This window comes from Pseudotenacibaculum haliotis (assembly GCF_042684245.1).
Classification (GTDB): Bacteria; Bacteroidota; Bacteroidia; order Flavobacteriales; family Flavobacteriaceae; genus Polaribacter; species Polaribacter haliotis_A.
This window is the reverse complement of sequence record NZ_JBHULH010000008.1, coordinates 146,841-172,908: the sequence shown is the minus strand read 5'-3', so window position 1 is coordinate 172,908 and position 26,068 is coordinate 146,841. Positions and strand designations below refer to the sequence as shown.

Below are 26,068 nucleotides of genomic sequence, written 5' to 3'. Positions count from 1 at the left end.
ACGATATTATTGTTTGTTTATTCAGCTAACAAATATAAGACTATTCTGTCGTATTTATCTAGGGGAAATCCTTCTATCTGCTTCAATTCAGAAATAGATTGAAGCTCTGCTACTTCGTCGCGAAAATCAAAAATCTTTACACAAAGGTCATAATCTATATAAGGAATTCGTAAAACTTCTTTAAATGAAGCTGTGTTGACATTAATCTTCTTTATAACTGGGCGTGTTACTATAGAAAATGTTTCAAGAATTTCTTTTCCAAGATCTTTATTCAATCCCCAAACTTCAAATAGTTGTCCTTCTACCGAAAATCCTTGTAGTTTTGTTCTGTAGGCAATGATTCGTTCTGACAGAGCATCAGTAACTCCTTCAATAGACAATAGATCATTAACATTTGCCAGGTTTAAATCAGTTGTAGAAACAATACTCTTATCTTTCTTTACTGTGTGATCAAATCTCTTTTCTCGCTGTTTCTTTTTTTTCTTCTTCTTTACCCAATCCGGAAACTTAAAATAAGGCTCAATAACCTTTAACAAACTATCAGAAACTTTGGTTACATGCTGAAATTCTTTTGATGAGTTAACAAAGAGATCTTTGCTTCTGTAATTCATTAGTCGATCTATCTCTTGAGTCGACATGCCTATTTGATACCCTTTGTAATCTGTTATAAAGTTGGGGTTAAAAGGATAAATTTTAGGTTTTCTTCTCTCTAGTGCTATTACTTTCAGGCTATCAATTTCATGCTGATAGGCTAATACTCTTGTACTCTCTACGTCTACTTCTTTAAACACATGAGAATCTATAAAATAAATAGCTCCTTGTATTATCAAGATAAACCCTAGTAAAAGTAAAATCCCATTTCGTTGGTTTTTTGTATACCAGAAATGGGATTTCAATTTTTTCATTTTTCTTTTTCTTAGCGCCGATAAGTTAACCTGAAATAAAGACTAGCAATTAAGCTTTGCTGGTCTTTATTGCATCCATATATCTCTTCAATTGTTTTTTCACAACCGGGAACAAGAAGTATAACCCTACCATATTCGGGAATACCATTGCAAAGATCATTGCATCTGAGAACGCCCAGATAGACTTCATACTTGCTGCTGCTCCAATTACTACAAACAATAAGAATAATAATTTATACGTAATATCTGCTGCTTTTCCTCTACCGAATAAAAATTTCCAAGATTGTAATCCATAGTATGACCAAGAAATCATAGTAGATACAGCAAATAAAACTACAGCAATTGTTAAGAATATATCAGAATATGGAATATATTGAGCAAATGCCTGTGATGTAATTCCAGCTCCTTCATAAGCAACTCCATCAATTAAAACTGCTCCTTCTCCATTTCCTCCATATTGAAATATAGCTCCGTCTCCACCGCCAAAATTAAAGATAATGATTACCAAGGCCGTCATAGTACAGATTACTACTGTATCAATGAAAGGTTCTAATAAAGCAACCAACCCTTCAGAAGCTGAGTATTTAGTTTTTACTGCCGAGTGAGCAATAGATGCAGATCCAGCTCCTGCTTCATTAGAGAAAGCAGCTCTTTGGAAACCTACTAATAAAACTCCAATTACACTACCTACACCAATAGCTGTTGGATTAAATGCCTCTTTTACAATTAAGCTGATAGCATCATCTACTAAAGAGAAATTCGACCCTAAAATGTACAGACAAGCAAGGATATATAATACTGCCATAAAAGGCACTACTTTTTCCGTTACTGAAGCAATTCTCTTAATCCCTCCAATAATAATAATTCCTACTAGTATTGCTAATACTACTCCTACAATAGCTCCGGCAGCTGTACTGTCCCACCCAAACATTTCTTTAATTACAATAGTTGCTTGGTTAGATTGCGCTGCATTTCCACCTCCAAAAGAACCTCCGATACAGAAAATAGCAAATAAAATTGCTGCTATTTTTCCTAATACCGCAAACCCTTTTTCTTTCAATCCTTTACTAATATAATACATAGGGCCTCCATATACAGTCCCATCTTCTCCTACATCTCTATATTGTACCCCTAAAGTACACTCTACAAACTTTGTCGACATTCCTAATAATCCACAAATGATCATCCAAAATGTTGCACCTGGACCTCCTAATGCAATAGCTAATGCTACACCAGCTATATTTCCATTTCCTACAGTTCCAGAAACTGCTGTTGCCAAAGCTTGGAAGTGAGAAACCTCTCCATCTTTGCTTTCATCTTCAATTGTTCCTTTAATATCTCCATCAATCGCCAAAGCAGGATCTCCAGCTGAGTGGTGATCTACATGATCATACTTCCCTCTAACAACATTTATAGCTGTCCAAAAGTGTCTGATATTTGGAAACCCAAAGTAGATCGTAAAAAAAGCGGCACTCGCCACTAATAAAATCAATACAAAAGGTGTACCTGCAATTTGAAAGAAAATAACACTGCTAAAAAAATCAGAAACGGGTTGAAAAGCTTCATCAATCTGTTGATCTAGTCCTTTTTCTTGTGCAAACGTTAACATGGGAACTACTAACAATAGTAGTGAGAGAAGTTTTTTCTTCATGAGAAACTTTAGTTTTAGAATTAGTAGCTCGCAATATCATAAAAAATTGTACTCCGAACAACTTTTGAGCGTTAAAAGTAATTTTTAGGTTAGGGTTTGTTTAAATCTCTGTAAATCTTCTCTAAATGATTTTGGATAAAACCCTAACTCGTTGTTTGTCTTTGATAAATTGAACCCTGTTTTGGGTGGTCTTGGGGCTCTTTGATTTAGTGTTGATGTGGAAATTGGTTTGATCAGCTCTTTGTCTAATTCAAAAGCATCTGCAATCTGTTGTGCTATTTCATAGATACTCAACAATTCGTTACTTGAAATATTGAAGATTCCTTTCGCTCTTTTGTCTATACTTATCTTACAAGCCATTGCCAAGTCTTCTACATAGGTAGGCATGCGAAATTGGTCATCAACTATGGTAATCTCTTTTTTGTCTTGCAACATTGATCTTACCCATAAAACAATATTATTCCTACTCATATCAAATACTTTTCCATAGACTAAAATTGTTCTGAGTATAGTAAAATCAATAGAAGAATTCAACAAAATCTCTTCTGATCGAAGCTTAGACAAACCGTAATAACTCAAAGGGTTTGCCTCGTCTGTTTCTTTGTAATATCCTTGTGTTCCATCAAAAATAAAATCTGTTGAGATATGGATAAGATGAGCATTTATTTTTTCAGAAATCTCTGCTAAATATCTAACTGCTTCTACATTTAAAAGATCGCATTCTTCTTTATGATCTTCACAAGCATCAACATTTGTCATTGCTGCTGTGTTTATGATAAAATCAGGCTGTATATTTAACAAACAATCGCTCAAGTCTTGTTCAGAGGTAATATCAATACTCACATATTCAAAATCATCTCTTCCACTTCTATTCTCTCCTCTCGAAAGTCCGTAAACCTTATATGTTTCAGGTTCTTTTAAAAGTAAGTTCAATAAGGACTGTCCTAATAGTCCGTTGCTCCCCGTAATTGCAATCTTCATTAAAAAAGTTCTCTCAGTTTTGATATTTGTTCAGGTCTTCCCAAGACGATCAAATGGGAATCCTTTTGTAGTTCTACCGATGCTTCCGGATTGATCATATAACTGCTATCCGGTGCTTTGAATCCAATAACAGTGCACCCTGTTTTCTTTCTAAGATCCAAATCTAAAATGGTTTTGTTCAAGTATTTATCAGGAAGGTCATTTACCGAAATCTCTTCCAAGTTTGCAGTCGTTTCTCCTTCAATTGTAAGTCTACCAACAAACTCGATAACATCCGGAGTTACCACTAATGAAGCCATGTGATCTCCACCTAATTTATCCGGCATAATCACATTATTAGCTCCTGCTATTTTTAATTTGTCATAGGAACTTTCGTTAGAAGCTCTACTGATGATCTTACAATCTTTATTCAATTGTCGTGCAGATAACACCACAAATAAATTATCTGCATCAGAAGGCAATGCTGTAATCAGATTTGCAGCTCTTTCAATCCCTGCTCTTCTTAAAACCTCATCCGTAGTACCATCGCCATGCACACTAAAAACCTCTCCTTCAATATTATTGATCACCTCTTCACTCTTCTCAATAATCACAAACTTTTGCTTGTAATTCGTAAGCTTTACCATGGCTTGTTTTCCGTTTCTTCCAAAACCACAAATAATGGTATGCCCATTTAATTGTTCGATTCTTTTTTGCACTTTCTTCAATTTTATTTGTTGAAATAACTGGCCGCTAACAATGTATTCTGTAAAAGCAGATACTGTGTAACCAAAACTTACAATACTTGTTGTGATTAAAAATACTGTGAATAATTTCTCTTGTTCATTCAATGGGTTTATTTCACCAAACCCTACCGTAGAGATTGTAATCACAGTCATGTATAAGGCATCAATAAAAGTGTAATCAGACATCAACATATATCCTGCTACACCAATGGCTAACACCAATACTATAAGCCCTAAGGCATTTCGCAATTTTGATCTAAAGATTCTTCTCATAAATCAAAAACAGAGCTTCGTTTTGTATAAACCATATCCTTAAGCCTCAACAAAAAAGCCAAGGTCAAATAAAATCCAAACGACAACCCTACTGTTACAAATGAAATATAAATGAAAAACAACCTAACATTCAGTGCTCGCATTCCCAAACGATCTGCCAATCGAGAAGAAACATGGTACCCATGTCTTTCAAAAAAATGCCGAACGGAATGTACAAAACTCATTAGTTAAATTTTATGCAAGATACTCAAAAGTTAAAAGTTGCAAAGCAACAATGGTTGAAAGTTCAACCATTTTTATCAACTGTTTACTTATTAACTTTGCCACTCATCCACTTTGCTACTCACTTAGTATTCTGTAACTTTGCGTTTTTCTGAATTTTACCTACGTTGAAAGATCAAGAATATATTGAGGTTTTCGGAGCCAGAGCTCACAATTTAAAGAATATTGATGTTAAAATCCCACGCGAAAAACTTGTTGTTGTAACAGGTTTGAGCGGTAGTGGTAAATCATCTTTGGCATTTGACACTATTTATGCTGAAGGTCAAAGACGTTACATCGAAACGTTCTCTGCTTATGCAAGACAATTCTTAGGTGGGCTGGAGCGTCCTGATGTTGATAAAATTGACGGTTTATCTCCCGTGATTTCTATCGAACAAAAAACCACCAATAAAAGCCCTCGATCTACCGTAGGAACAATTACAGAAATCTATGATTTCTTAAGACTTTTATTCTCCAGAGCTTCAGATGCTTATTCGTATAATACAGGAGAAAAAATGGTAAGCTATAGCGATGAGCAGATACGAAACCTGATTCTATCTGAGTTTGACGGAAAAAGAATTGCCGTTCTTGCTCCACTTATCAAATCAAGAAAAGGACACTACAGAGAGTTATTTGAGCAAATATCCAAACAAGGCTTTGTAAGAGCCAGAGTAGATGGTGAAATCGTAGAGATCGAAAAAGGAATGCGATTAGATCGATACAAAACCCATGATATAGAAGTGGTGATTGATCGTTTGGCGGTAAACAAAGATGCTGAAAAGCGCTTAGAAGAAACCATTAAAACCGCGCTCTATACAGGAAATAATATCTTGATGGTGATTGATGTAGACGATAAAAAGCCGAGATATTTTAGTAGAGAGTTAATGTGCCCTACATCAGGAATTGCTTACCCAAATCCGGAACCTAATACATTTTCATTCAACTCTCCCAAAGGAGCTTGCCCAAACTGTAATGGATTGGGAATTACCAATGAGATCAATTTCAACAAAGTAATTCCAGATAATACTCTATCCATTAAAAATGGCGGTATTGTTCCTCTTGGTGAACAAAAGAACAGTTGGATCTTTAAGCAATTGCAATTGATTGCTGAACGCTATAATTTTAAGTTGAGTGATCCTATAAAATCTATTCCTAAAGAAGCTTTAGAGGTTATTCTACAAGGAGGGAACGAAAAGTTTTCGGTTGAGTCAAAGGCTATGGGAATCACACGTAACTACGAAATTGACTTTGAAGGTATTGTATCTTTTATAGAGAATCAATACAAACATAGCGAGAGTTCCTCTATCAAGAGATGGGCAAAAGGATTTATGGACGAAGTTACTTGCTCTACTTGTGATGGAAACCGACTAAAGAAAGAAAGCTTACATTTTAAAATAGATCATAAGAACATTAGCGACCTTGCTAAGTTTGATATTTTAGAATTGGCTGAATGGTTTACTGATATTGAAAAAAGATTGTCAGAAAAACAATTGGTCATTGCCACAGAGATTCTAAAAGAAATCCGAACACGCATACAATTCTTATTGGATGTAGGATTGGATTATTTAACTCTAGACAGAACATCTAAATCTTTATCCGGTGGAGAAGCACAACGAATTCGTTTGGCTACTCAAATTGGCTCTCAATTAGTAGGTGTTCTATATATTTTAGATGAACCTAGTATTGGATTACATCAACGCGACAATCAAAAACTGATTGACTCGCTCGTGAAACTGAGAGATATCGGGAATTCTGTTCTAGTTGTTGAGCACGATAAGGATATGATTGAGCATGCCGATTTTGTATTAGATATCGGACCCGGTGCAGGAAGACACGGAGGTGAAATTGTTAGTGAAGGTTCGTTTGAAGATCTTAAAAAACATGAAACCTTAACGGCTGATTACCTGGCTGAAAGAAAAGCGATTGAGGTACCTAAAAAACGAAGATCCGGAAATGGAAAAACCATTAAAATTTCTGGTGCTACCGGCAACAATCTAAAGAATGTTTCTGCTGAGTTTCCTTTAGGAAAGATGATCTGTGTTACCGGAGTTTCCGGTAGTGGTAAATCTACATTGATCAATGAAACACTGTACCCTATCTTAAACAAGCATATTTACAGAGCTGTTAAAGAACCTATGCCTTATAAAAAAGTAGCAGGTCTTGAGCATGTTGATAAAGTAATTGATATCGATCAATCTCCTATTGGTAGAACGCCTCGTTCTAACCCTGCAACCTATACAGGGGTTTTTAGCGAGATCAGAAGTTTGTTTGCAAAAACACCGGAAGCTTCTATTCGCGGATATAAACCCGGGCGTTTTTCTTTTAATGTAAAAGGAGGACGATGTGAAACTTGTCAAGGAGGAGGAGTTCGAGTAATTGAAATGAATTTCTTACCGGATGTTCATGTTGAATGTGAGACCTGCCAAGGAAAACGATTCAACAGAGAAACGTTAGAGATTCGTTACAAAGGGAAATCTATTTCAGATATTTTAGAAATGACCATCAATCAGGCAGTTGATTTCTTTGAACACATTCCTAAAATATACAACAAGCTAAAAACCATCAAAAATGTAGGTTTGGGTTATATTACTCTTGGGCAACAATCCACCACGTTGTCAGGAGGAGAAGCACAAAGAATTAAATTAGCTTCAGAACTTTCAAAAAGAGATACCGGAAATACATTTTACATCCTTGATGAACCGACTACCGGACTGCATTTTGAAGATATTCGTGTTTTAATGGAAGTTTTGAACAAATTAGCAGACAAAGGGAATACCGTTTTGATCATCGAGCACAATATGGATGTTATTAAATTGGCAGATCATATTATTGATATTGGAATGGAAGGTGGAAAAAAAGGAGGTCAAGTACTTTGTACAGGAACCCCGGAACAAATAATTAAGAACAAAAAAAGTTATACTGCAAAGTTTTTAGAAAAGGAATTGCATTAACTTTGTTATCATAAAATTTATTGAATATGACGAATGACGATAGAAAAATAAGAGAAAAACTACAACAAAAAACCTGGAACGAAATAAAAACGAACGACTCATGGGCGATCTTTAAGATCATGTCTGAGTTTGTTGACGGATACGAAAAACTTAGTAAAATAGGGCCTTGTGTTTCTATTTTTGGATCTGCAAGAACCAAACCAGGAGAAAAATATTACGAATTAGCCGAAGAAGTTGCTTTTAAGTTAACTCAAAACGGATATGGTGTAATTACCGGGGGGGGTCCTGGAATTATGGAAGCCGGTAACAAAGGTGCACATCGTGGAAATGGAGTTTCAGTTGGATTGAATATTGAACTTCCTTTTGAACAACACGACAACCCTTGGATAGACAGTGACAAGAATCTTGAGTTCGACTATTTCTTTGTAAGAAAAGTTATGTTTGTAAAATACTCGCAAGGATTTATTGTAATGCCGGGAGGTTTTGGAACCTTAGATGAGCTTTTTGAAGCGATCACATTAATTCAAACAAAGAAAATTGGAAGATTCCCTATCGTCTTGGTAGGTTCGGAGTTTTGGGGTGGTTTACTCGATTGGGTAAAAAGCACTTTGCTAGCTGAAGGAAACATAAGTCCTGAAGACTTAAAATTATTCAGAGTTGTTGATACTGCTGATGAAGCAATTGAGCACTTGAATAAATTCTACGCGAAATACAGCTTAAAACCGAACTTCTAAATTATGATTTTACATAGATTCTGTAAAAGAACAGTCTTGTTCTTTCTATTTGCGCTGCTCGTATTTCAAGGTTTTAGTCAAACCCGGATCAAAGCAATGATGTACAACTTGCTCAACTATTCAAGTTCTACAGTAAGTCAAGATAAAACACCTTTTTTAAGAACTGTTTTAGACGAAGTGAACCCAGATTTGTTTATGGTTTGTGAGTTGGTAAATGAAGCCGGATCAAACTATATGTTTACCAATGCCATTGCCCCTCATAATACTGATTTTGAGAAAGCAACTTTTCAAATTAACCAATCAGGAGGATCTAGTTTACAACAAATGGTGTATTATAATTCTAAAAAGTTAGTTTTAGAATCCAGCAGAGTTATTCAAGCAGATACAAGAGATATCAATCACTATACATTTAAGATCAATACTGTCAACGTTGCAACAGACCCAATCAAATTAGAAGTTTTTGTTACTCACTTAAAAGCTTCTACTGGTGCCAGTAACAGGCAGAGGAGATTGGCTTCAGTAGAAGATTTTGTTGTTTCATTAAATGATATTCCTGAAACCAGTTATGTGTTATTTGCAGGTGATTTTAATTTCTACACCAGCAACGAAGAAGGTTATCAACGTTTGATCGATGGTGGAAACAAAATCGTAATGATAGACCCTATCAACAGACCAGCAGAACCTTTTCCCAATAACCCGTCAGTATCAGATCCTTTTACCTTTTACAGTTCTTCTTCGACTTATTTTTGGAGAAACAGTACATATTCTGATATTCACACACAATCTACTAGAACTTCTAACTCCGGTTTGATTGACACAAGTGGATCTACAGGAGGGCTAGATGATCGATTTGATTTTATTATGATGTCTGAAAATTTCAGTACCAGTTCTGATCTTTTCTATGTGAATGATAGTTACCAATCAATTGGAAATAACACCAATTGTTACAATGGTGCTATTAATGATCCTGCATGTTCAGGAACATATTCTCAAAGTTTACGAGATGCTTTGATCCAAGTAAGTGATCACCTACCGGTTGTTATGGAGATTGAAACACCTCAGAACACCTTGTCTACAGAGAATTACACGCAATCAGTACAGTTTTTAAAATCTAACATTATTGATCACTCTTTGGAATTGACATTAAGTCAAGATAATACGATTAATAAGTTTTACATATACAACACGAACGGGCAATTGATCAAATCAGTTGACACAAAAAATCAATTCGAACCCACTTTAACGATTGATGTTCAACATCTTTCTAAAGGGATTTATTATCTTACGGCACAAAATTTGAGTAGACCTCTAAAGTTCGTAAAGATTTAATTGAAGAGATTATTATCCATACCATTTTTTCTGTTGCTTTTTTTTGTTCAAGTTTACGGACAAGAACATGCTATATTTATTGAAGCGCAGTTAAATGACGAAAAGGATATTGTAAGAATCAAAGAAAGAATTGTCTTTACCAACAATTCCGACTCTACTTTAACTGAGGTTTACCTACACAATTGGGCTAATGGCTATAGGAGTAAAAAGTCTCCACTCTCCAAAAGATTAATCGAGGATTACGACAAATCATTATACTTTGCAAAAAGTAGAGATCGTGGTTACACAGATATAAACAACCTTACTGTTGATTTTGAAGTTGTTTCTTTTTTAGAGCTTGAAGACGATCAAACTGATGTTGTAAAAATACTCCTAAACAAGCCCTTACACCCTAAGAAGTCTATTGAGATCTCTGTTACTTACGACATAAAGGTTCCCAATGCTAGTTTTACCGGATATGGAAGAACCAGAACAGGATATCATCTTAGATATTGGTATTTGGTTCCTGCTGTTTTTAAAGACAAGCAATGGAAGATCATGAGTAACCTGAACATGGATGACCTTCTAACCAACGTTACTGATTACGAAGTACGATTAACGCTCCCAAAGTATTACTACCTGAGCTCTAATCTTTACGAGTATAAAACGCCAAAAGGAGCTTACAACGAATATTTATTGGTAGGGAAAAACAAAACAGATGTTTTACTGAGTATCGATACTCAAAACAACTTTAAATCCTTTAAAACAACCGATATTAACATTGTTACTGACCTCCACAAGAAAACCATCAATCAACAGCTCAGTACAGACATTCTTAACAGACAATTACTCTTTATCAAACAATATTTAGGAAAATATCCGCATAAAGAGATGTTTATTGATAAAATAACTCAAAGTAAGAACCCCATTTATGGCCTCAATCAATTACCTAGGTTCATCAGGCCATTCCCCGATGTATTTGAATGGGATTTGACCATGTTGAAAGCCATGTCTAAGAAGTATATAGAAAATACCATTCTTCTTGACAGAAGAAAGGATTATTGGCTCACAGACGGATTGCAGACTTATTTGATGATGGAATATGTATCACACTATTATCCAGAGATCAAACTAGCAGGAAATGTCGCTAAAATATGGGGGTTCAGAGGCTTCAACTTTTCTAAACTTTCTTTTAACGACAAGTACCCTTTTGTATATCAGTTTAGTGCGCGACAATTTCTAGATCAATCGCTCACAACACGATCAGATTCCTTATCAAATTTCAATCGTAAAATCGTAAACAAATACAAGGCCGGTTTAGGATTACGTTACCTATCTGACTACATAGGCGACACTATTATCAAACAATCATTTCAAGAATTTTACTTAAAAAACAATTTGAAACATTCTACAAGTGATGATTTTGGAAAGATCGTAGCTTCTAAAACTCCTAAAGATCTTACATGGTTTTTTGGCGATTACTTGAATACAGACAAAGACATCGATTACACCATAAAAAAAGCTGTTGAAAAAAATGATTCTATATATGTAACTGTTAAGAATAAAAGAAACATTACAGCTCCGGTTGCTTTGTATGGAGTAAAAGACAGAAAGGTCAAATTCAAAAAATGGTTAGAAGACATCGATAGTGTAAAGACTGTAGCCATTCCAAAAGGAGATTTTGACCGTGTCTCATTAAATTTTGAGAACTCTTACCCGGAATTTAACTCTCTAGACAACTGGAAAAAAATTGGAAAGAATATCTTAAACAAGCCCATACGATTTAAGCTTTTTAAAGACATTGATGATCCTTATTATCATCAACTATACGTACAACCTCAGGTAAAATACAATTTCTATGATGGCCTTTTATTAGGTCTCAAAATACACAACAAGCCTATCCTGAATAGAGATTTACAATTTACCATAACACCTTTGTACGGAACAAAAAGTACTTCTTTAAACGGAACTTTTACAACTAGATATACTCAGTATTTCGAAGATTCAAAGATCAATAGAATCATTTACTCCATATCCGGTAGCAACTTGCACTATACAGAAGATCTATCATACAATACCTTCAATCAAGCTGTTACTATGGAGTTCCGCAGAAAGAGCTTACGCGATGTTGGAACCAGTTTTTTACAAGCCAGATTGCTTAACATCAACAGAGAGTTAGTTCCCGGTGCTTCACGAACGGATTCCGATAAGTATAGCATCTTTAAACTACGTTATCTCTATAACAAACCCGATATCATTAGAGGGTTTCTTTACTCTGTAGGAACCGAAATTGGTAGCGAGTATTCGAAAGCTATCGGTGAAGTAAGATACCGTAAGTTAACAGCCAAAAACAGGCAATTAGATTTCAGATTGTATACAGGAGTATTTTTAACCAATAAAACAGATTCTGATTTCTTTAGCTTTGGATTAGACAGAGCAAACGATTATTTATTTGAGCTGAACTACATAGGTAGATCGGAAGATTCCGGTATTTTCAGTCAACAATTCATTTTAGCCGAAGGTGGTTTTAAATCCGTTTTAGAAGAGCGATTCGCCAATCAATTCTTGGTATCATTCAATTCCAGTATTGGACTTTGGAGATGGTTAGAATTTTATAATGATGTGGCTTTCCTTAAAAACAGAGGCGATCGTGTTTTCTTTGGATATGAAAATGGTATTCGCTTTAATTTTATCAATAATATCTTCGAATTTTACTTCCCTCTTTACTCAAACAATGGCTGGGAAATAGGACAAAGTGCGTATCCAAGTAAGATTCGTTTTGTTCTTCAATTGAACCCTAGAGCCATATTTAACTTTTTTAGAAGAGGTTTTTTATAGAATTCACAATAAAACAACTTTTACAGCCTGATTTTTTGCGAATTATTCAATGATAGATTAAATTTTTAAATTTCATCTAAAAAAACTACCTTTGCGTGACATAAAAATGAATTGATCATGCCGAATACAGCCACTACTACAAATACACCACAAATTTCATTTAACGATTTTAAGCAAGAAGTTTTAAATGACTATAGAATTGCACGTGTTAGTAGGGAGTGTAGCTTGTTGGGAAGAAGAGAGGTTTTAACCGGAAAGGCCAAATTTGGAATTTTTGGTGATGGAAAAGAGATTCCTCAATTAGCTATGGCAAAAGCTTTTCAAAAAGGAGACTTTCGTTCCGGTTATTATCGTGATCAAACTTTTATGATGGCCATTGGTCAGTTAACAGCACAACAATTCTTTGCCGGATTGTATGCACATACAGATATCAATGCAGATCCTATGTCTGCCGGTCGCCAAATGGGTGGGCACTTTGCAACACACTCTATAGACGAGGATGGTAACTGGAAGAGTTTAACAGATCAGTACAACTCCAGTGCAGATATCTCTCCTACTGCAGGTCAAATGCCACGTTTGGTAGGTTTGGCTCAAGCTTCAAAAATCTTTAGAAATGTAAAAGGTTTAGAAAAGCATACTCAATTTTCTAACCAAGGAAACGAAGTTGCTTGGGGAACAATTGGTAATGCTAGTACCAGTGAAGGTGTTTTCTTTGAAGCCATTAATGCCGCAGGTGTAATGCAAATTCCAATGGTGATGAGCGTTTGGGATGATGAGTATGGAATTTCTGTTCACGCCAAACATCAAACAACAAAAGAAAATATTTCTGAAATCTTAAAAGGGTTTCAAAAAGAAGAAAATACAAACGGTTACGAGATCTTTGTAGTTAATGGTTGGGATTATGTTCAACTAATTGATGTATACACAAAGGCTTCACAAATCGCTAGAGAAAAACATATTCCAGTATTCATCCATGTAAAAGAATTGACACAGCCTCAAGGTCACTCTACTTCTGGATCTCATGAAAGATATAAGAGTCCTGAACGTTTACAATGGGAAAAAGATTTTGATTGTGTTGAAAAAATGCGTCAATGGATTTTAGACTTTGAATTGGAAGATGGAAATGGAGGTACTTTAAAGTTTGTAGCTTCTGAAGAAGAACTAAAAGCTATAGATAAAGAAGCTAAAAAAGAAGTAAGCGTTGCAAAAAGAAATGCTTGGAACGCTTTTATTGGTGAGATAAAAAATGAAGTAGCTCAAGCAGCTGATATCATAGATGCATTAGCTAAGAAAAGTGCTAACGGCACATTTATATCTAAACTTAAGAATGATTTAGAAGTTATTGCAGAACCTATCAGAAAAGATATTCTATCTGCAGCCAGAAAAGCATTGCGTTATGTGAAAGATGAAAACATGGCCGAGAAGACTCAATTACAAAACTTCATCAAGTCTTCTTTGAATAGTGCTCACGAAAAATACTCTGCTCATTTAGTAAGCGAAACAGAAGAATCTGCTTTGAATGTGGCTGAGGTTGCTCCTGCGTATTCAGACAATGTTGAAACTGTAGATGCAAGAGTAATCATGAGAGATAACTTCGACACCTTATTATCTAAACACCCAGAAGTTTTGGTGTTTGGAGAAGATGCAGGTAAGATTGGAGATGTAAACCAAGGATTAGAAGGATTACAAGAAAAGCACGGAGAATTTCGTGTTTCTGATACAGGAATTCGTGAAGCAACCATTTTAGGACAAGGAATTGGATTGGCAATGAGAGGTTTAAGACCTATTGCTGAGATTCAGTACTTAGACTATTTATTATACGCTCTTCAAATTATGAGTGATGATTTGGCAACTTTACGTTACCGTACTTTCGGAAAACAAAAAGCTCCATTGATCATTAGAACCCGCGGACACAGATTGGAAGGAATCTGGCACTCGGGATCTCCTATGGGAGGAATCATTCACAATGTAAGAGGTATTCATGTTTTGGTTCCTAGAAATATGACCAAAGCTGCAGGTTTCTATAATACCTTATTACAAGGCGATGATCCTGCTTTGGTAGTAGAATGCTTGAACGGATATCGTTTAAAAGAGCAACTTCCATCTAATCTTGGAGAATTCACTACACCAATTGGAGTGGTAGAAACCATCAAAGAAGGAAAAGATATTACTGTAGTTTCTTACGGATCTACTTTACGCTTGGTAGAAGAAGCTGCCAAAGAGCTAGCTCAGGTTGGAATTGATATTGAGATTGTTGATGCTCAGAGTTTATTACCTTTTGATATCAATCATGATACGGTAAAATCTGTAGCAAAAACAAATCGTTTATTGGTTATTGACGAAGATGTACCTGGAGGAGCATCTGCTTATTTACTACAGGAGATTTTAGAAAATCAGAATGCATACCAATATTTAGATAGCAAACCGGCTACACTAACTGCGAAAGCTCACAGACCTGCTTACGGTACAGACGGTGATTACTTCTCAAAACCATCTACAGAAGACATCTTTGAAAAGATTTATGAGATCATGCATGAAGCCGATCCTAACAAATTCAAAAGCTTGTATTAAAAATAACATCTCAAACACTTCTGTTTGAGATTTTTTTTAACATTTTGGTAATGATTTGATTTCTTATTTTAGAGGTCTAAACAACCAATATCATTAGCATAATGAAACGATTACTACTTATAGTGGCAATATTTTGCATTGTCATTCCTACTAGTGTTGATGCACAAAGAAAGAAATCAAGAAAAAATAAAAAAGCTAAAAAGGAAGTACAAGTTCCAAAACCAAAACCCAAAAAGAAGACTCCAAAGTACAGTGACTTTGTAAATAAGAGTACCAAAACCGATGAAGGTCTCTTTGATGTTCACGAAACAAAAGGTAAGTTTTACTACGAGGTTCCTAATGATCTTTTAGGAAAAGAAATGCTTTTGGTAACACGTTTAAAAGACATTCCTTCCGGATTAGGAGGTGGTTATGTAAACGCCGGTAGCAAGGTGAACACTCAAGTAATTGTGTGGGAACGATTTAAAAAGAAGCTATTGCTCAAAGTACGTTCATTTAGTGCTGTTGCTGAAGATAGTTTACCTATATACAAATCAGTAAAAGCAAACAATCTTGAGCCCATCATTTATGCTTTTGATATCAAAACTACCAATCCAGACTCAACAGCAACCTTAGTAGACGTAACTAAGTTCTTTGCTTCGGATGTAAAAGCAATTTCAGGATTGCCTGCCAGATTTAGAAGAACTTACAGAGTAAGAAGATTAGACCCTAGCAGAAGCTTTATCAATGCTATAAGAAGTTATCCAAAGAACATAGAAGTTATTCAGGATTTTACTTTTGATGCAGACAATCCTCCAAGCAATCAAACCACTAATACGATTACCATTCGCGTAAACCAATCTATGATCATGCTGCCGGAAAAGCCAATGATGCCTAGAATTTTTGACAAGCGTGTTGGGTATTTTACAGTAAGAAATGTAGACTATAGCTCAGAAGCCTTAAAAGCTGATGCAAAACAATACATCAGACGTTGGAGACTAGAGCCTAAAGATCCTGCAGCTTATGCTCGTGGAGAATTGGTAGAACCTGTAAAACCAATCGTATATTACTTAGATCCAGCGACTCCTAAAAAATTGAGAAAATACATCAAACAAGGTGTAGACGATTGGCAAAAAGTATTTGAAACTGCCGGATTTAAAAATGCCATTATGGCTAAAATGCCTCCAACCAAAGAGGAAGATCCTGAGTTTAGCATGGAAGATATTCGTTACTCTTCTATCAGATATGTAGCAAGTACAACAAGAAACGCCGTTGGACCTAGTGTTTCTGATCCTAGATCCGGTGAAATTATTGAAAGTGATATCATTTGGTACCACAATCACTTAAGATCTTATAGAAATCGTTATTTACTTGAAACAGGAGCAGCAAACCCTTCCGCTAGAACTTTAGATACACCGGCAGAAGAGATTGGAGAAATGATGCGTATGGTTATTGCTCACGAAATTGGTCACGCTTTAGGATTACCACACAACATGGCTGCCAGTTATGCTTACCCAGTAGATTCATTACGATCTGGACCTTTTACTCAAAAGAATGGTATTGCAGCAACAATTATGGATTACGCCAGATACAATTATGTAGCACAACCCGGAGACAAAGACATTCGTTTTATACGTCAATTAGGACCTTATGACCACTACTCTATCAATTGGGGATACCGTGTAATTCCAACAGCGAAAACTCCGGAAGCAGAAGTAAAAACTTTAGATAAATGGATAGAAGCAAAAGGAAACGATCCAGTATATAAATTCGGAATTCAACGTGGAGGAAGCGGAGCATTTGACCCTGAATCTCAAACAGAAGGAATTGGTAATGATCAAGTAAAAGCCAGTACTTATGGTGTTAAAAACTTAAAGATCGTTGCTAAAAACTTACAATCTTGGACTTCAGACCAAACAAACAACTATGAAGATTTAGCTGAACTTTATGGAGAATTATTAAGTGTATACAGCAGATATTCAGGTCATGTTACCGGAGTTGTTGGTGGTGTGGCAGAGTATAACAAAAAGCCTTCTCAAAGCGGAAATGTGTATGTAACCGTTCCTAAAGCTCGTCAAAAGGAAGCCGTAAATTGGTTACTAAACAATGTTTTTGCTACTCAACAATGGTTATTGTCAAAAGACATTTTAGAGAACATCAACCCAACCGGATATACCGAAAGAATGTTGGGAATTCAAAACAGACAATTATACAGCCTTCTAAACACTAGCAGACTTCAGAGAATGGCCAATGCAGAAGTAACACAAAAAAGTTTCTACTCACCTACAGAAATGATCAGAGATCTAAGAAGAGGTGTCTTTTCTGAAGCCAATGCTCAAAAGAACGTAGATGTTTTTAGAAGAAACCTTCAAAAGTCTTTCGTTGAAAGAATGAGAACCTTAATGAATACTAATAACGCTCAAAACTCAGATCTTTTTTCAATTATAAGAGGTGAGCTTACTACGTTGCGAAGTCAATTACGAACAGCTAGCAACAGAGCAGTAAATAGAATTACCAAATATCACTACAGAGATTGTATCTCTAGAATCAACACGATATTAGATCCTAAGAAATAATCTAATTTCTTATCAACTGATTACCTATTGCGCATTGTAAACATCGTTTCTTTGCGCAATAGTTGTTTTTAAGCTCTAGCAGTGCTTGCGTTGTAAAAGCATCTTCTACCTCTAGTTTCAAGCTTTTAAACTTCTCTACAATACTGTTCTTTTCGGGTCTTACTTTCTTCAACAACTCAATCAATTCCTCTTCATTTAGTTTTCCTAAAGATTTCTGATAACTGAATTTTAATGGAATGATCGTATTGATGATCAACAGATCTACAAAAGAAGTTGTTAACTTTTTATGTGATGTTTTGGATTCCTTGGTAAACGTGTAATGAGTCTTCCAAAAATCGGCAAGCTCAATAGCAAATAATTTGTAAAAATCTTCCACTTGCTTGCAAGCCATCAAGTCTGCAAACAAACTTCTATTTTTTGTATACAATGCCGAAAGTTGCGCCAAACGAATAGTAGGAAAATTAGAAGGTCGCATTCGAAAGAACTGAAATAACTTTTTAGGAATAGGCTTCAACTGATGCTTGTGTTTTAAATACTTGTATTCTTCTTTCAGTTTTTGATGATAAGATACTTCTATCTCTTCTTCCAGAAATCCTGCTTGCCCAAAGAATAAGGCATACAACCTCTCTTCATGACAACTCTCTTTTCGTACAACAGAAAAAGGAATAGAACTCGCCATGTCAAGAAAAGCTTCTCCATTTTTATTCAGCCCAAAATTTTTAGACAATAGCAAGAACAACACTGCTTCCCAATCATTATCTGTTTTCTTTAGCTGTTCTTTTACATCAATAGACTTTCTTTCGAGTCTTTCAATGTACAAACGCTCTAACCAGTTGTTCATCACAAAAGAATCTATTTTATCAATCTGAGTATCACAAGGAATCCATTGAGGACTCCTCCCCTGTAATCTTTGGTAGTTTTTTACAATTGAGTCATTTACAAAATGTCGCAACTCCAATGTTGGAATAGGTTTGTTATTTTTCATAAAAACCTCAACATCGTGTTGCCATACTACATGTAACAATACTGCATCATAATTTTCATCATTTTCATGTTGATGATAGTACCAATCTGATGATCGAATGTGAATTTCAACATTTCCAACCCACATTTGTCCTTCCAGATAAATTCTTGCATTTAAAAAATCGGGACCAGAATCTTCATTATGTAATCCTGATCTAATTATCGATAGCGGTTGATTATTCGTTGTTTTTAAAGAGGAAACATCAAACAATTGATATCTCCACAAATAGTGTAGAAAATCTTCTTTCATAGCTTAAGCATTTGATTGCCAAAATACAAAAGAAAAAGAATCCCTCTATCTGCATATTGATTTTATTAATACAGAAATGAAAGGAAGGTGAAAAATGAGTTGTATTTTTGACAAAATTTAAATTTCATGAACAGTATACAAAGTTTGCAATGGCGTTATGCCGTTAAAAAGTTTGACAACAATACTTATTTGTCTGACCAACAAATAAACACTTTAAAAGAAGCATTTAACTTAACAGCTACTTCTTACGGCTTGCAACCTATCAAGCTGGTAGTCATCAAAAACAAAGAGATACAACAACAATTGGTAGAACACAGTTGGAATCAACAGCAGGTAGCCCAAGCCTCTCATGTATTGATCTTATGTATAGACACACATTTGAATGAGAATGATGTAGAGAAATATTTTGAACGTGTTCAAGAGATCAGAAACACACCAGACGATATCATCAACCCCTTCAAAGATTATTTAAAACAACTTATTACAAACAAAAGCAGTGAAGATCTAACTACTTGGGCCAAGAATCAAGCTTATTTAGCTTTAGGAAATTTGTTAACCGTTTGTGCTAATGAACAAATTGACTCTTGTCCTATGGAAGGTTTTATTCCTGAAAAATATGATGAAGTTTTAGATTTAGCATCTAAAAACCTTTCTTCTGTTTTGGTACTTCCGGTAGGATTTAGAGCCGAAGACGACTTTATGAAAGACCTCAAAAAGGTTCGTAAAAATATTGATGAAATTGTTGTAGAAATTTCCTAATTCTCAATTCCATTTTCATACATTTGGAGAAGCTTTTTATAAAAATTCTTCCCTATGAATTCTAAAATTCGTCAATTAGAACCCAATTCCTTATGGAATCATTTTTCTGATTTAAATGCTGTACCCCGTCCTTCAAAAAAAGAAGAACGCGTTATTCAGTTTATGGTTGATTTCGGAAAAAAACTACAGTTAGAGACTTTGGTCGACTCAGTAGGAAATGTAATCATTAGAAAGCCGGCAACAGCAGGCTTAGAAAACAGAAAAACCATTGTAATGCAAAGTCATTTAGATATGGTGCATCAAAAAAATGCTGATACCGTATTTGATTTTGACAATCAAGGAATCAATATGTTGATTGATGGTGATTGGGTAACTGCTGACGGAACAACTCTAGGTGCAGACAACGGCTTAGGAGTAGCAGCTATTATGGCTATTCTTTCTTCTACAGATATTCCACATCCGGCTATTGAAGCTCTTTTTACGATTGATGAAGAAACCGGAATGACAGGTGCTATGGGATTAAAAGGAGGCATTTTAGAAGGTGAAATCCTGTTAAATCTAGACACCGAAGAAGATGATGAGATTGATATGGGGTGTGCTGGTGGTGTTGATGTAACTGCAAGAAGAACGTATACTGAAGAAAATATTCCGGAAAAAACTATTGCATTTCAAATAGCTATTACCGGGTTGCAAGGAGGACACTCCGGAATGGATATTCACAAAGGTTTAGGAAATGCCAATAAGATCATGAACCGTCTTTTGTATGATGGTTTTGAGCACTTTGGTTTGAGAATTGCCGAGATTAATGGAGGTAGTTTACGAAATGCTATTCCAAGAGAAAGCTTTGCCACTATTGTAATTGATGAGATTTCTAAAGAACCTTTCTTATTTGAGATCGATGCATTGATAGAAACCATCAAAAAAGAATTCAGCGTTGCAGATCCAAATTTATCAATTGACATCAAGCAAGCTGAACTTCCTGAAAAAATAATGGACTTAGGAGTTCAAGAAGGCTTTATCAAATCTATTTACGCTGCTTTAAACGGTGTTTATAAAATGAGTTCTGATATTGAAGACTTAGTAGAAACCTCTAACAACATCGCTAAAGTTGTGGTAAAAGAAGGAACTATACAGATAGATTGTTTAACGCGTTCTTCTTCTGAATCTTCTAAGTTTGATTTGGCAAACTCTTTAAGAGCTTCATTTGAATTGGCAGGATTTGAAGTTGAGTACTCAGGTTCTTATCCAGGTTGGCAACCTAATATCCATTCAGAAATCTTAAAGACACTCACACATCTATATGAAGATCTATTCCATGAAAAGCCTAATGTTGTTGCTTGTCATGCAGGATTAGAATGTGGTATTTTGGGTCAGAATTATCCTAAAATGGATATGATCTCATTTGGACCAACAATAAAAGGAGCTCACTCTCCTGATGAAAAAGTTAGTATTTCATCAGTGCAAAAGTTTTGGACCTTCTTACTAAAGATCTTGGAAAATATTCCTCAAAAAGCTGCTTAATTGTTTTGTTCTTAATTTGATCAAACACATCAAAAACAGCTGAAAACTAATTATTTAATAACTTTAAAAAAGCAGCCTTAACATTAAGTAAAGCAACGGTTTATACTTTTATCTTTTTGTTAACATCTTTGCTTTTTAAAAAACGTATTAAATTGTAAATTTACTCTTTGAAACCAGTTATCTTACATGGGTAAAATCATTGCTATTGCAAACCAAAAAGGTGGGGTTGGAAAAACAACCACATCCGTTAATTTAGCTGCATCATTAGGTGTACTTGAAAAGAAGATCCTTTTGATTGATGCAGACCCACAGGCCAATGCATCATCGGGTCTTGGAATTGATATTGAATCTGTATCTGCAGGTACATATCAGGTTCTTGAGCACACCGTAGATGCTAAAAATGCTATCCAACAAACAAATTCTCCAAACGTAGAAATTATTGCTGCTCATATCGATCTAGTTGCTATTGAGATTGAGCTTGTTGATAAAGAGCGTAGAGAATACATGTTGAAGGATTCTTTAGAGCAAATCAAAAATGATTATGATTATATCATTATTGATTGCGCCCCTTCTTTAGGATTGATCACGTTAAATTCTTTGGTAGCAGCTGATTCTGTTATCATACCTATTCAATGTGAATATTTTGCGTTGGAAGGTTTGGGTAAATTACTGAATACGATTAAGAGTGTTCAGAAACTTCACAATCCTAAATTAGATATTGAAGGCCTCCTTTTAACCATGTTCGATTCTCGTTTACGCCTGTCAAACCAAGTTGTTGATGAAGTTCAAAAGCACTTTAGCACAATGGTTTTTGACACAATTATTCGAAGAAATACGCGTTTAGGAGAAGCGCCAAGTTATGGAGAAAGCATTATTGCTTATGATGCAACAAGCAAAGGTGCCGTAAATTATTTAAATTTGGCAAACGAACTCTTAAAAAAGAATCAATATTATGGCAAAGGCTAATAAGAAGCAAGCACTGGGAAGAGGACTTTCAGCCTTATTAAAAGATACAACTGACATCAACTCTGTTTCCGATAAAAATGCCGACAAACTTGTAGGTAATATTATTGAAATAGAATTGGATTCTATAGACGTAAACCCATATCAACCTAGAACATATTTTGATGAAGAGGCTTTACGTGAGTTAGCTAGTTCTATTAGAGAGTTAGGTGTAATTCAACCTATTACCGTTAGAAAAGTTAACAACACTTTTCAATTGGTTTCTGGAGAACGTCGTTTTAGAGCTTCAAAATTAGTTGGGAATAAGACCATTCCTGCATATATCAGAATTGCCAATGACCAAGAAATGCTGGAAATGGCATTGGTTGAAAATATCCAACGTAAAAACCTAGACCCTATAGAGGTAGCTCTTTCTTACCAAAGACTTATAGACGAAATTCAACTAACACAAGAAGAATTGAGTGTAAGAGTTGGTAAAAAAAGATCTACAGTTACCAATTACCTTAGACTCCTAAAGCTAGATCCTATCTTACAAACAGGAATGAGAGATGGCTTTATATCTATGGGACACGGAAGGGCTTTGATCAATGTAGAAAGTTCTGAAGATCAATTGACGATCTACGAGAAAATTTTACGAGAAAAATTATCTGTTAGACAAACAGAAGAATTAGTTAAAAACTTAAAATCCGGTAGTGTTGCTAAGCCTAAGAAAAAGGCCTTGCCAAAATATATTAAGGAGAGCTTACCGGAAATCAATAGTTATTTTGGTCATAAAATTGATGTCACGGTGAATACCAAAGGAAAAGGAAAGATCTCCATTCCATTTCACTCACAGGAAGATTTCGAAAGGATCAAAAACCTATTAAAATAAGTGCTTCAACGTTATACCATATCTGTCTTATTTGTTCTTTTCTTTTCTTCTTTAGTTTGGGGACAAGACTCAACTAAAGTGAAGAGCAAAGAAACATCTATTGTACCTAAAAATAGCTATAATCCTTTGTCGCCTTCCAAAGCGGCTTTCTATTCGGCTGTTTTCCCCGGAATGGGACAGATTTACAACAAAAAATACTGGAAAGCTCCTATTGTATGGGCTGCTTTAGGAACGAGTACCTACTTTTATTTAGACAATAACAGTCAGTACAAACGATACAGAAGAGCTTTCAGACAAAGAGAAGCCGGTTTGCAAGATGAATTTACATTAGATGATGGAACTGTATTGATCTCTAGAAATGGATTGATTAGTGCTCAGAGAACTCTTAGAAATAATAGAGACCTTTCGTTGTTATCTACTGTCTTAATTTACGTCTTACAGATCGTAGAAGCTAGTGTAAATGCTCACCTTTTGCAATTTGACACTAGCGATAATTTATCAGTAAAGCCTGTGGTAGTTCCGGATCCGTTAAGAATAGAGGCTCCTGTTGTAGGCTTACGACTCAAATATTCCTTTTAAATGAAAATAGCATTACTAGGTTATGGTAGAATGGGTAAAGAGATCGAAAAGATCGCTTTACAAAGAAGGCATGAAATTGTACTAAAAGTTTCTGGAGAAGAAAGTTATGATATTTCTGTTGCCGATGTAGCAATTGATTTTAGCATTCCTTCAGCGGCTTATCAAAATATTACGAACTGTTTTCAGAATAAGGTTCCTGTAATTTCGGGAACTACAGGTTGGTTAGAAAAATATGACGATGCCATAGCAGTCTGTAAAGAGCATAGTGGGAGTTTTATATATGCATCCAACTTCAGTTTAGGAGTTAACATCTTTTTTGAGCTGAACAAACACCTCTCAAAAATGATGAATGCTTTGGAAGATTATAAGGTGTCTATGGAAGAAATTCATCATACAAAGAAGTTAGATGCTCCTAGCGGAACAGCCATTACGCTTGCTGAGGGAATTATTGAAAATTCCAGCAAAGAGAAATGGCAATTAGAAACTGAGAATTCTTCTGTTCAACAAGATGAAATTCCCATAGTTGCCAAACGCATTCCTGATGTACCCGGTACTCATGTTATCAACTACGATTCTGAAGTAGATTCAATTGAGATCAAGCATACGGCGCACAGTAGAAAAGGCTTTGCTTTGGGAGCTGTTGTAGCCGCAGAATGGCTGATCGGAAAAACAGGAGTTTATACGATGAAAGATGTGTTAAACATAGGTTAAATCCCGTAACAATTTCTTTTATTTGTAACAAATAGCTAAATAAAAAATATAGAATATGAATTTTACTGAGTGGTTTCTTTTCTTTTTGGTAATTCAATTGATACATTTTGCCGGTACATGGAAATTATACCAAAGAGCCGGAAGAAAATCTTGGGAAGCAGCAATTCCTGTTTACAATGCTATTGTTTTAGCAGGAATTATCAAAAGACCTAAATGGTGGGTTATTTTATTATTCTTCCCAATTGTAAATCAGTTAATGTTCCCTGTTTTTTGGATAGAAACTGCCCGCAGTTTCGGGTTCAACCAACGTAAAGACACCATTTTAGTAGTACTTACACTAGGTCTTTATCTATTCTATATCAACTATACAACAGACGCTCCATATAAAAAAGACAGAGACTTAAAACCTAGGACTTCACTTGGTGAATGGGTAAGCGCCATTGCTTTTGCCATTATTGCTGCAACTATGGTACACACCTATTTTATGCAGCCTTATGTGATTCCTTCTTCGTCTTTAGAAAAGACATTATTGGTAGGAGATTATTTGTTTGTAAGTAAGTTTCACTACGGTGCAAGAGCTCCTATGACAACAGTAGCTGCACCTATGATTCACGATACAATCCCGTTAACTAAGAAGAAATCTTATTTGTTTAGTGATAACTACGAAGAAAGAGAAACTTCTTTATTAAACAAATTACAGCTCCCATATATGAGGGTTCCCGGTTTCCAGAAGATCAAAAGAAATGAGATTGTAGTGTTCAATCAACCGGCAGATACGCTTTTGGATATGAATGATTTTCGTCCAGATCGTAATTACTACAAACCTATTGACAAGAAAACCAATTTGGTTAAGCGATGTGTAGGTATTCCGGGTGATTCCTTGGAGATCAGAGACGGATACGTTTTTATCAACGGAAAGCAAACTGTTTTACCGGACAGAGCTAAACCTCAGTATAATTTTAGAGTAAAAGCTCCGGGATTCAATCCTAATGATTTCTATACTGTTTACAATACAAGAGAGGATGTACGAGCATTTCAAAACGGTGACTTTTATGTTACATTAACTGATAAAGAAGCTGAAATGCTAAGAAAGCACTCTAAAGTTACTTCGGTTACAAAGTTTTTGACTCCTAAAGGAGATTCAGACCCTAGTGTTTTTCCACATGTACCTAGCTTAGGATGGAATGTAGACAATTTTGGTCCTATTTATATTCCTAAAAAAGGAGCTACAGTTAAGCTAGATGCTTATTCTATGCCGTTTTACAAAAGGGTCATTTCTGAATACGAAGGAAATCAATTAGACATCATTGGAGACAATTACTTTATCAATGGTAAGAAAGCGGATTCTTACACTTTCAAGCAAGATTACTATTGGATGATGGGAGACAACCGTCAGAACTCAATTGATGCTAGAATGTGGGGATATGTACCTTTTAATCATGTAGTTGGAAAACCTGTTCTTATTTGGTTTAGTAGAGATGCCAATACCGGAAAAATTCGTTGGGATCGTATGTTTACAACAGTTGGTGGAGACGGAGAGCCTGTATCTTATCTACGCTATGTTCTGATTGCTTTGGTTTTATACCTTGTGTATAGTTTCTTCTTAAAAGGAAAACTCAGGAAGTCTAAGCAATAATA

General features: G+C 35.4%; 19 protein-coding genes. 13 read left to right on the top strand and 6 right to left on the bottom strand.

Annotation, left to right across the window (positions count from 1 at the left end):
- Positions 1-17: 17 nt before the first annotated feature.
- From ACFSRZ_RS12620 to ACFSRZ_RS12600, 5 genes are all read right to left on the bottom strand, one after another.
- A complete protein-coding gene (locus ACFSRZ_RS12620) occupies positions 18-905 on the bottom strand; it encodes a ComEA family DNA-binding protein (protein WP_379666926.1) in 888 nt (295 codons plus the stop codon).
- Between the two features lie 49 nt (positions 906-954).
- A complete protein-coding gene (locus tag ACFSRZ_RS12615) occupies positions 955-2,556 on the bottom strand; it encodes an alanine/glycine:cation symporter family protein (protein WP_379666925.1) in 1,602 nt (533 codons plus the stop codon).
- A gap of 84 nt (positions 2,557-2,640) precedes the next feature.
- On the bottom strand, positions 2,641-3,537 hold the full coding sequence (locus ACFSRZ_RS12610) for an SDR family oxidoreductase (protein WP_379666924.1): 897 nt from the start codon (positions 3,535-3,537) through the stop codon (positions 2,641-2,643).
- Positions 3,537-4,535, bottom strand: a complete 999-nt coding sequence (locus ACFSRZ_RS12605) for a potassium channel family protein (RefSeq protein WP_379666923.1) — start codon at positions 4,533-4,535, stop codon at positions 3,537-3,539. The genes ACFSRZ_RS12610 and ACFSRZ_RS12605 overlap by 1 nt, the downstream gene beginning before the upstream one ends.
- Complete coding sequence (locus tag ACFSRZ_RS12600; RefSeq protein ID WP_349552780.1) at positions 4,532-4,759, bottom strand: PspC domain-containing protein; 228 nt, start codon at positions 4,757-4,759, stop codon at positions 4,532-4,534. Before ACFSRZ_RS12600 ends, ACFSRZ_RS12605 begins: the two co-directional genes overlap by 4 nt.
- Before the next feature lie 165 nt (positions 4,760-4,924).
- Between ACFSRZ_RS12600 and uvrA the strand changes: the two genes are divergently transcribed.
- The 6 genes from uvrA to ACFSRZ_RS12570 all read left to right on the top strand — a co-directional run bounded on the left by uvrA (position 4,925) and on the right by ACFSRZ_RS12570 (position 17,753).
- Positions 4,925-7,747 (top strand): excinuclease ABC subunit UvrA, encoded by a 2,823-nt coding sequence (gene uvrA / locus ACFSRZ_RS12595; RefSeq protein ID WP_379666922.1) that lies wholly within the window; start codon positions 4,925-4,927, stop codon positions 7,745-7,747.
- A 26-nt stretch (positions 7,748-7,773) separates the two neighbouring features.
- Positions 7,774-8,481: an LOG family protein gene (locus ACFSRZ_RS12590; protein ID WP_379666921.1), complete on the top strand. Its 708-nt coding sequence runs from the start codon at positions 7,774-7,776 to the stop codon at positions 8,479-8,481.
- 3 nt (positions 8,482-8,484) lie between these two features.
- Positions 8,485-9,810, top strand: coding sequence for a T9SS type A sorting domain-containing protein (locus ACFSRZ_RS12585; protein ID WP_379666920.1), 1,326 nt, complete (start codon positions 8,485-8,487; stop codon positions 9,808-9,810).
- The gene (locus ACFSRZ_RS12580; protein ID WP_379666919.1) at positions 9,811-12,627 is read left to right on the top strand and encodes an aminopeptidase; all 2,817 of its coding nucleotides are present in this window, start codon (positions 9,811-9,813) and stop codon (positions 12,625-12,627) included.
- Between the two features lie 117 nt (positions 12,628-12,744).
- Positions 12,745-15,198 (top strand): alpha-ketoacid dehydrogenase subunit alpha/beta, encoded by a 2,454-nt coding sequence (locus tag ACFSRZ_RS12575; protein ID WP_379666918.1) that lies wholly within the window; start codon positions 12,745-12,747, stop codon positions 15,196-15,198.
- A 101-nt stretch (positions 15,199-15,299) separates the two neighbouring features.
- Positions 15,300-17,753 carry a zinc-dependent metalloprotease gene (locus ACFSRZ_RS12570; protein WP_379666917.1) on the top strand — a complete coding sequence of 818 codons (2,454 nt, stop codon included), beginning with the start codon at positions 15,300-15,302 and terminating at the stop codon, positions 17,751-17,753.
- 1 nt (position 17,754) lies between these two features.
- On the opposite strand, the gene ACFSRZ_RS12565 is transcribed toward ACFSRZ_RS12570, so the two are convergent.
- On the bottom strand, positions 17,755-19,026 hold the full coding sequence (locus tag ACFSRZ_RS12565) for a DUF2851 family protein (RefSeq protein ID WP_379666916.1): 1,272 nt from the start codon (positions 19,024-19,026) through the stop codon (positions 17,755-17,757).
- Between the two features lie 126 nt (positions 19,027-19,152).
- Here ACFSRZ_RS12565 and ACFSRZ_RS12560 point away from each other — a divergent pair, with 126 nt between their 5' ends.
- The 7 genes from ACFSRZ_RS12560 to lepB all read left to right on the top strand — a co-directional run bounded on the left by ACFSRZ_RS12560 (position 19,153) and on the right by lepB (position 26,066).
- A complete protein-coding gene (locus ACFSRZ_RS12560) occupies positions 19,153-19,785 on the top strand; it encodes an NAD(P)H-dependent oxidoreductase (RefSeq protein ID WP_379666915.1) in 633 nt (210 codons plus the stop codon).
- Between the two features lie 54 nt (positions 19,786-19,839).
- Entirely contained in the window at positions 19,840-21,306 is a 1,467-nt protein-coding gene (locus ACFSRZ_RS12555) for an aminoacyl-histidine dipeptidase (RefSeq protein WP_379666914.1), read from the top strand.
- A gap of 186 nt (positions 21,307-21,492) precedes the next feature.
- A complete protein-coding gene (locus ACFSRZ_RS12550; RefSeq protein WP_379666913.1) occupies positions 21,493-22,272 on the top strand; it encodes a ParA family protein in 780 nt (259 codons plus the stop codon).
- On the top strand, positions 22,259-23,140 hold the full coding sequence (locus ACFSRZ_RS12545) for a ParB/RepB/Spo0J family partition protein (RefSeq protein WP_379666912.1): 882 nt from the start codon (positions 22,259-22,261) through the stop codon (positions 23,138-23,140). The genes ACFSRZ_RS12550 and ACFSRZ_RS12545 overlap by 14 nt, the downstream gene beginning before the upstream one ends.
- Positions 23,141-23,218: 78 nt before the next feature.
- A complete protein-coding gene (locus ACFSRZ_RS12540; RefSeq protein WP_379666911.1) occupies positions 23,219-23,719 on the top strand; it encodes a DUF5683 domain-containing protein in 501 nt (166 codons plus the stop codon).
- Complete coding sequence (dapB, locus tag ACFSRZ_RS12535; protein ID WP_379666910.1) at positions 23,720-24,430, top strand: 4-hydroxy-tetrahydrodipicolinate reductase; 711 nt, start codon at positions 23,720-23,722, stop codon at positions 24,428-24,430.
- Between the two features lie 55 nt (positions 24,431-24,485).
- Entirely contained in the window at positions 24,486-26,066 is a 1,581-nt protein-coding gene (gene lepB / locus ACFSRZ_RS12530; RefSeq protein ID WP_379666909.1) for a signal peptidase I, read from the top strand.
- The last annotated feature ends 2 nt before the right edge of the window (positions 26,067-26,068 follow it).

Bases quoted from the DNA above. Each gene is read 5' to 3' on its own strand.
- ACFSRZ_RS12620 (WP_379666926.1), bottom strand. From the start codon at position 905: ATGAAAAAATTGAAATCCCATTTCTGGTATACAAAAAACCAACGAAAT.
- ACFSRZ_RS12615 (WP_379666925.1), bottom strand. From the start codon at position 2,556: ATGAAGAAAAAACTTCTCTCACTACTATTGTTAGTAGTTCCCATGTTA.
- ACFSRZ_RS12610 (WP_379666924.1), bottom strand. From the start codon at position 3,537: ATGAAGATTGCAATTACGGGGAGCAACGGACTATTAGGACAGTCCTTA.
- ACFSRZ_RS12605 (WP_379666923.1), bottom strand. From the start codon at position 4,535: ATGAGAAGAATCTTTAGATCAAAATTGCGAAATGCCTTAGGGCTTATA.
- ACFSRZ_RS12600 (WP_349552780.1), bottom strand. From the start codon at position 4,759: ATGAGTTTTGTACATTCCGTTCGGCATTTTTTTGAAAGACATGGGTAC.
- ACFSRZ_RS12590 (WP_379666921.1), top strand. From the start codon at position 7,774: ATGACGAATGACGATAGAAAAATAAGAGAAAAACTACAACAAAAAACC.
- ACFSRZ_RS12585 (WP_379666920.1), top strand. From the start codon at position 8,485: ATGATTTTACATAGATTCTGTAAAAGAACAGTCTTGTTCTTTCTATTT.
- ACFSRZ_RS12575 (WP_379666918.1), top strand. From the start codon at position 12,745: ATGCCGAATACAGCCACTACTACAAATACACCACAAATTTCATTTAAC.
- ACFSRZ_RS12570 (WP_379666917.1), top strand. From the start codon at position 15,300: ATGAAACGATTACTACTTATAGTGGCAATATTTTGCATTGTCATTCCT.
- ACFSRZ_RS12565 (WP_379666916.1), bottom strand. From the start codon at position 19,026: ATGAAAGAAGATTTTCTACACTATTTGTGGAGATATCAATTGTTTGAT.
- ACFSRZ_RS12560 (WP_379666915.1), top strand. From the start codon at position 19,153: ATGAACAGTATACAAAGTTTGCAATGGCGTTATGCCGTTAAAAAGTTT.
- ACFSRZ_RS12555 (WP_379666914.1), top strand. From the start codon at position 19,840: ATGAATTCTAAAATTCGTCAATTAGAACCCAATTCCTTATGGAATCAT.
- ACFSRZ_RS12550 (WP_379666913.1), top strand. From the start codon at position 21,493: ATGGGTAAAATCATTGCTATTGCAAACCAAAAAGGTGGGGTTGGAAAA.
- ACFSRZ_RS12545 (WP_379666912.1), top strand. From the start codon at position 22,259: ATGGCAAAGGCTAATAAGAAGCAAGCACTGGGAAGAGGACTTTCAGCC.
- dapB (WP_379666910.1), top strand. From the start codon at position 23,720: ATGAAAATAGCATTACTAGGTTATGGTAGAATGGGTAAAGAGATCGAA.
- lepB (WP_379666909.1), top strand. From the start codon at position 24,486: ATGAATTTTACTGAGTGGTTTCTTTTCTTTTTGGTAATTCAATTGATA.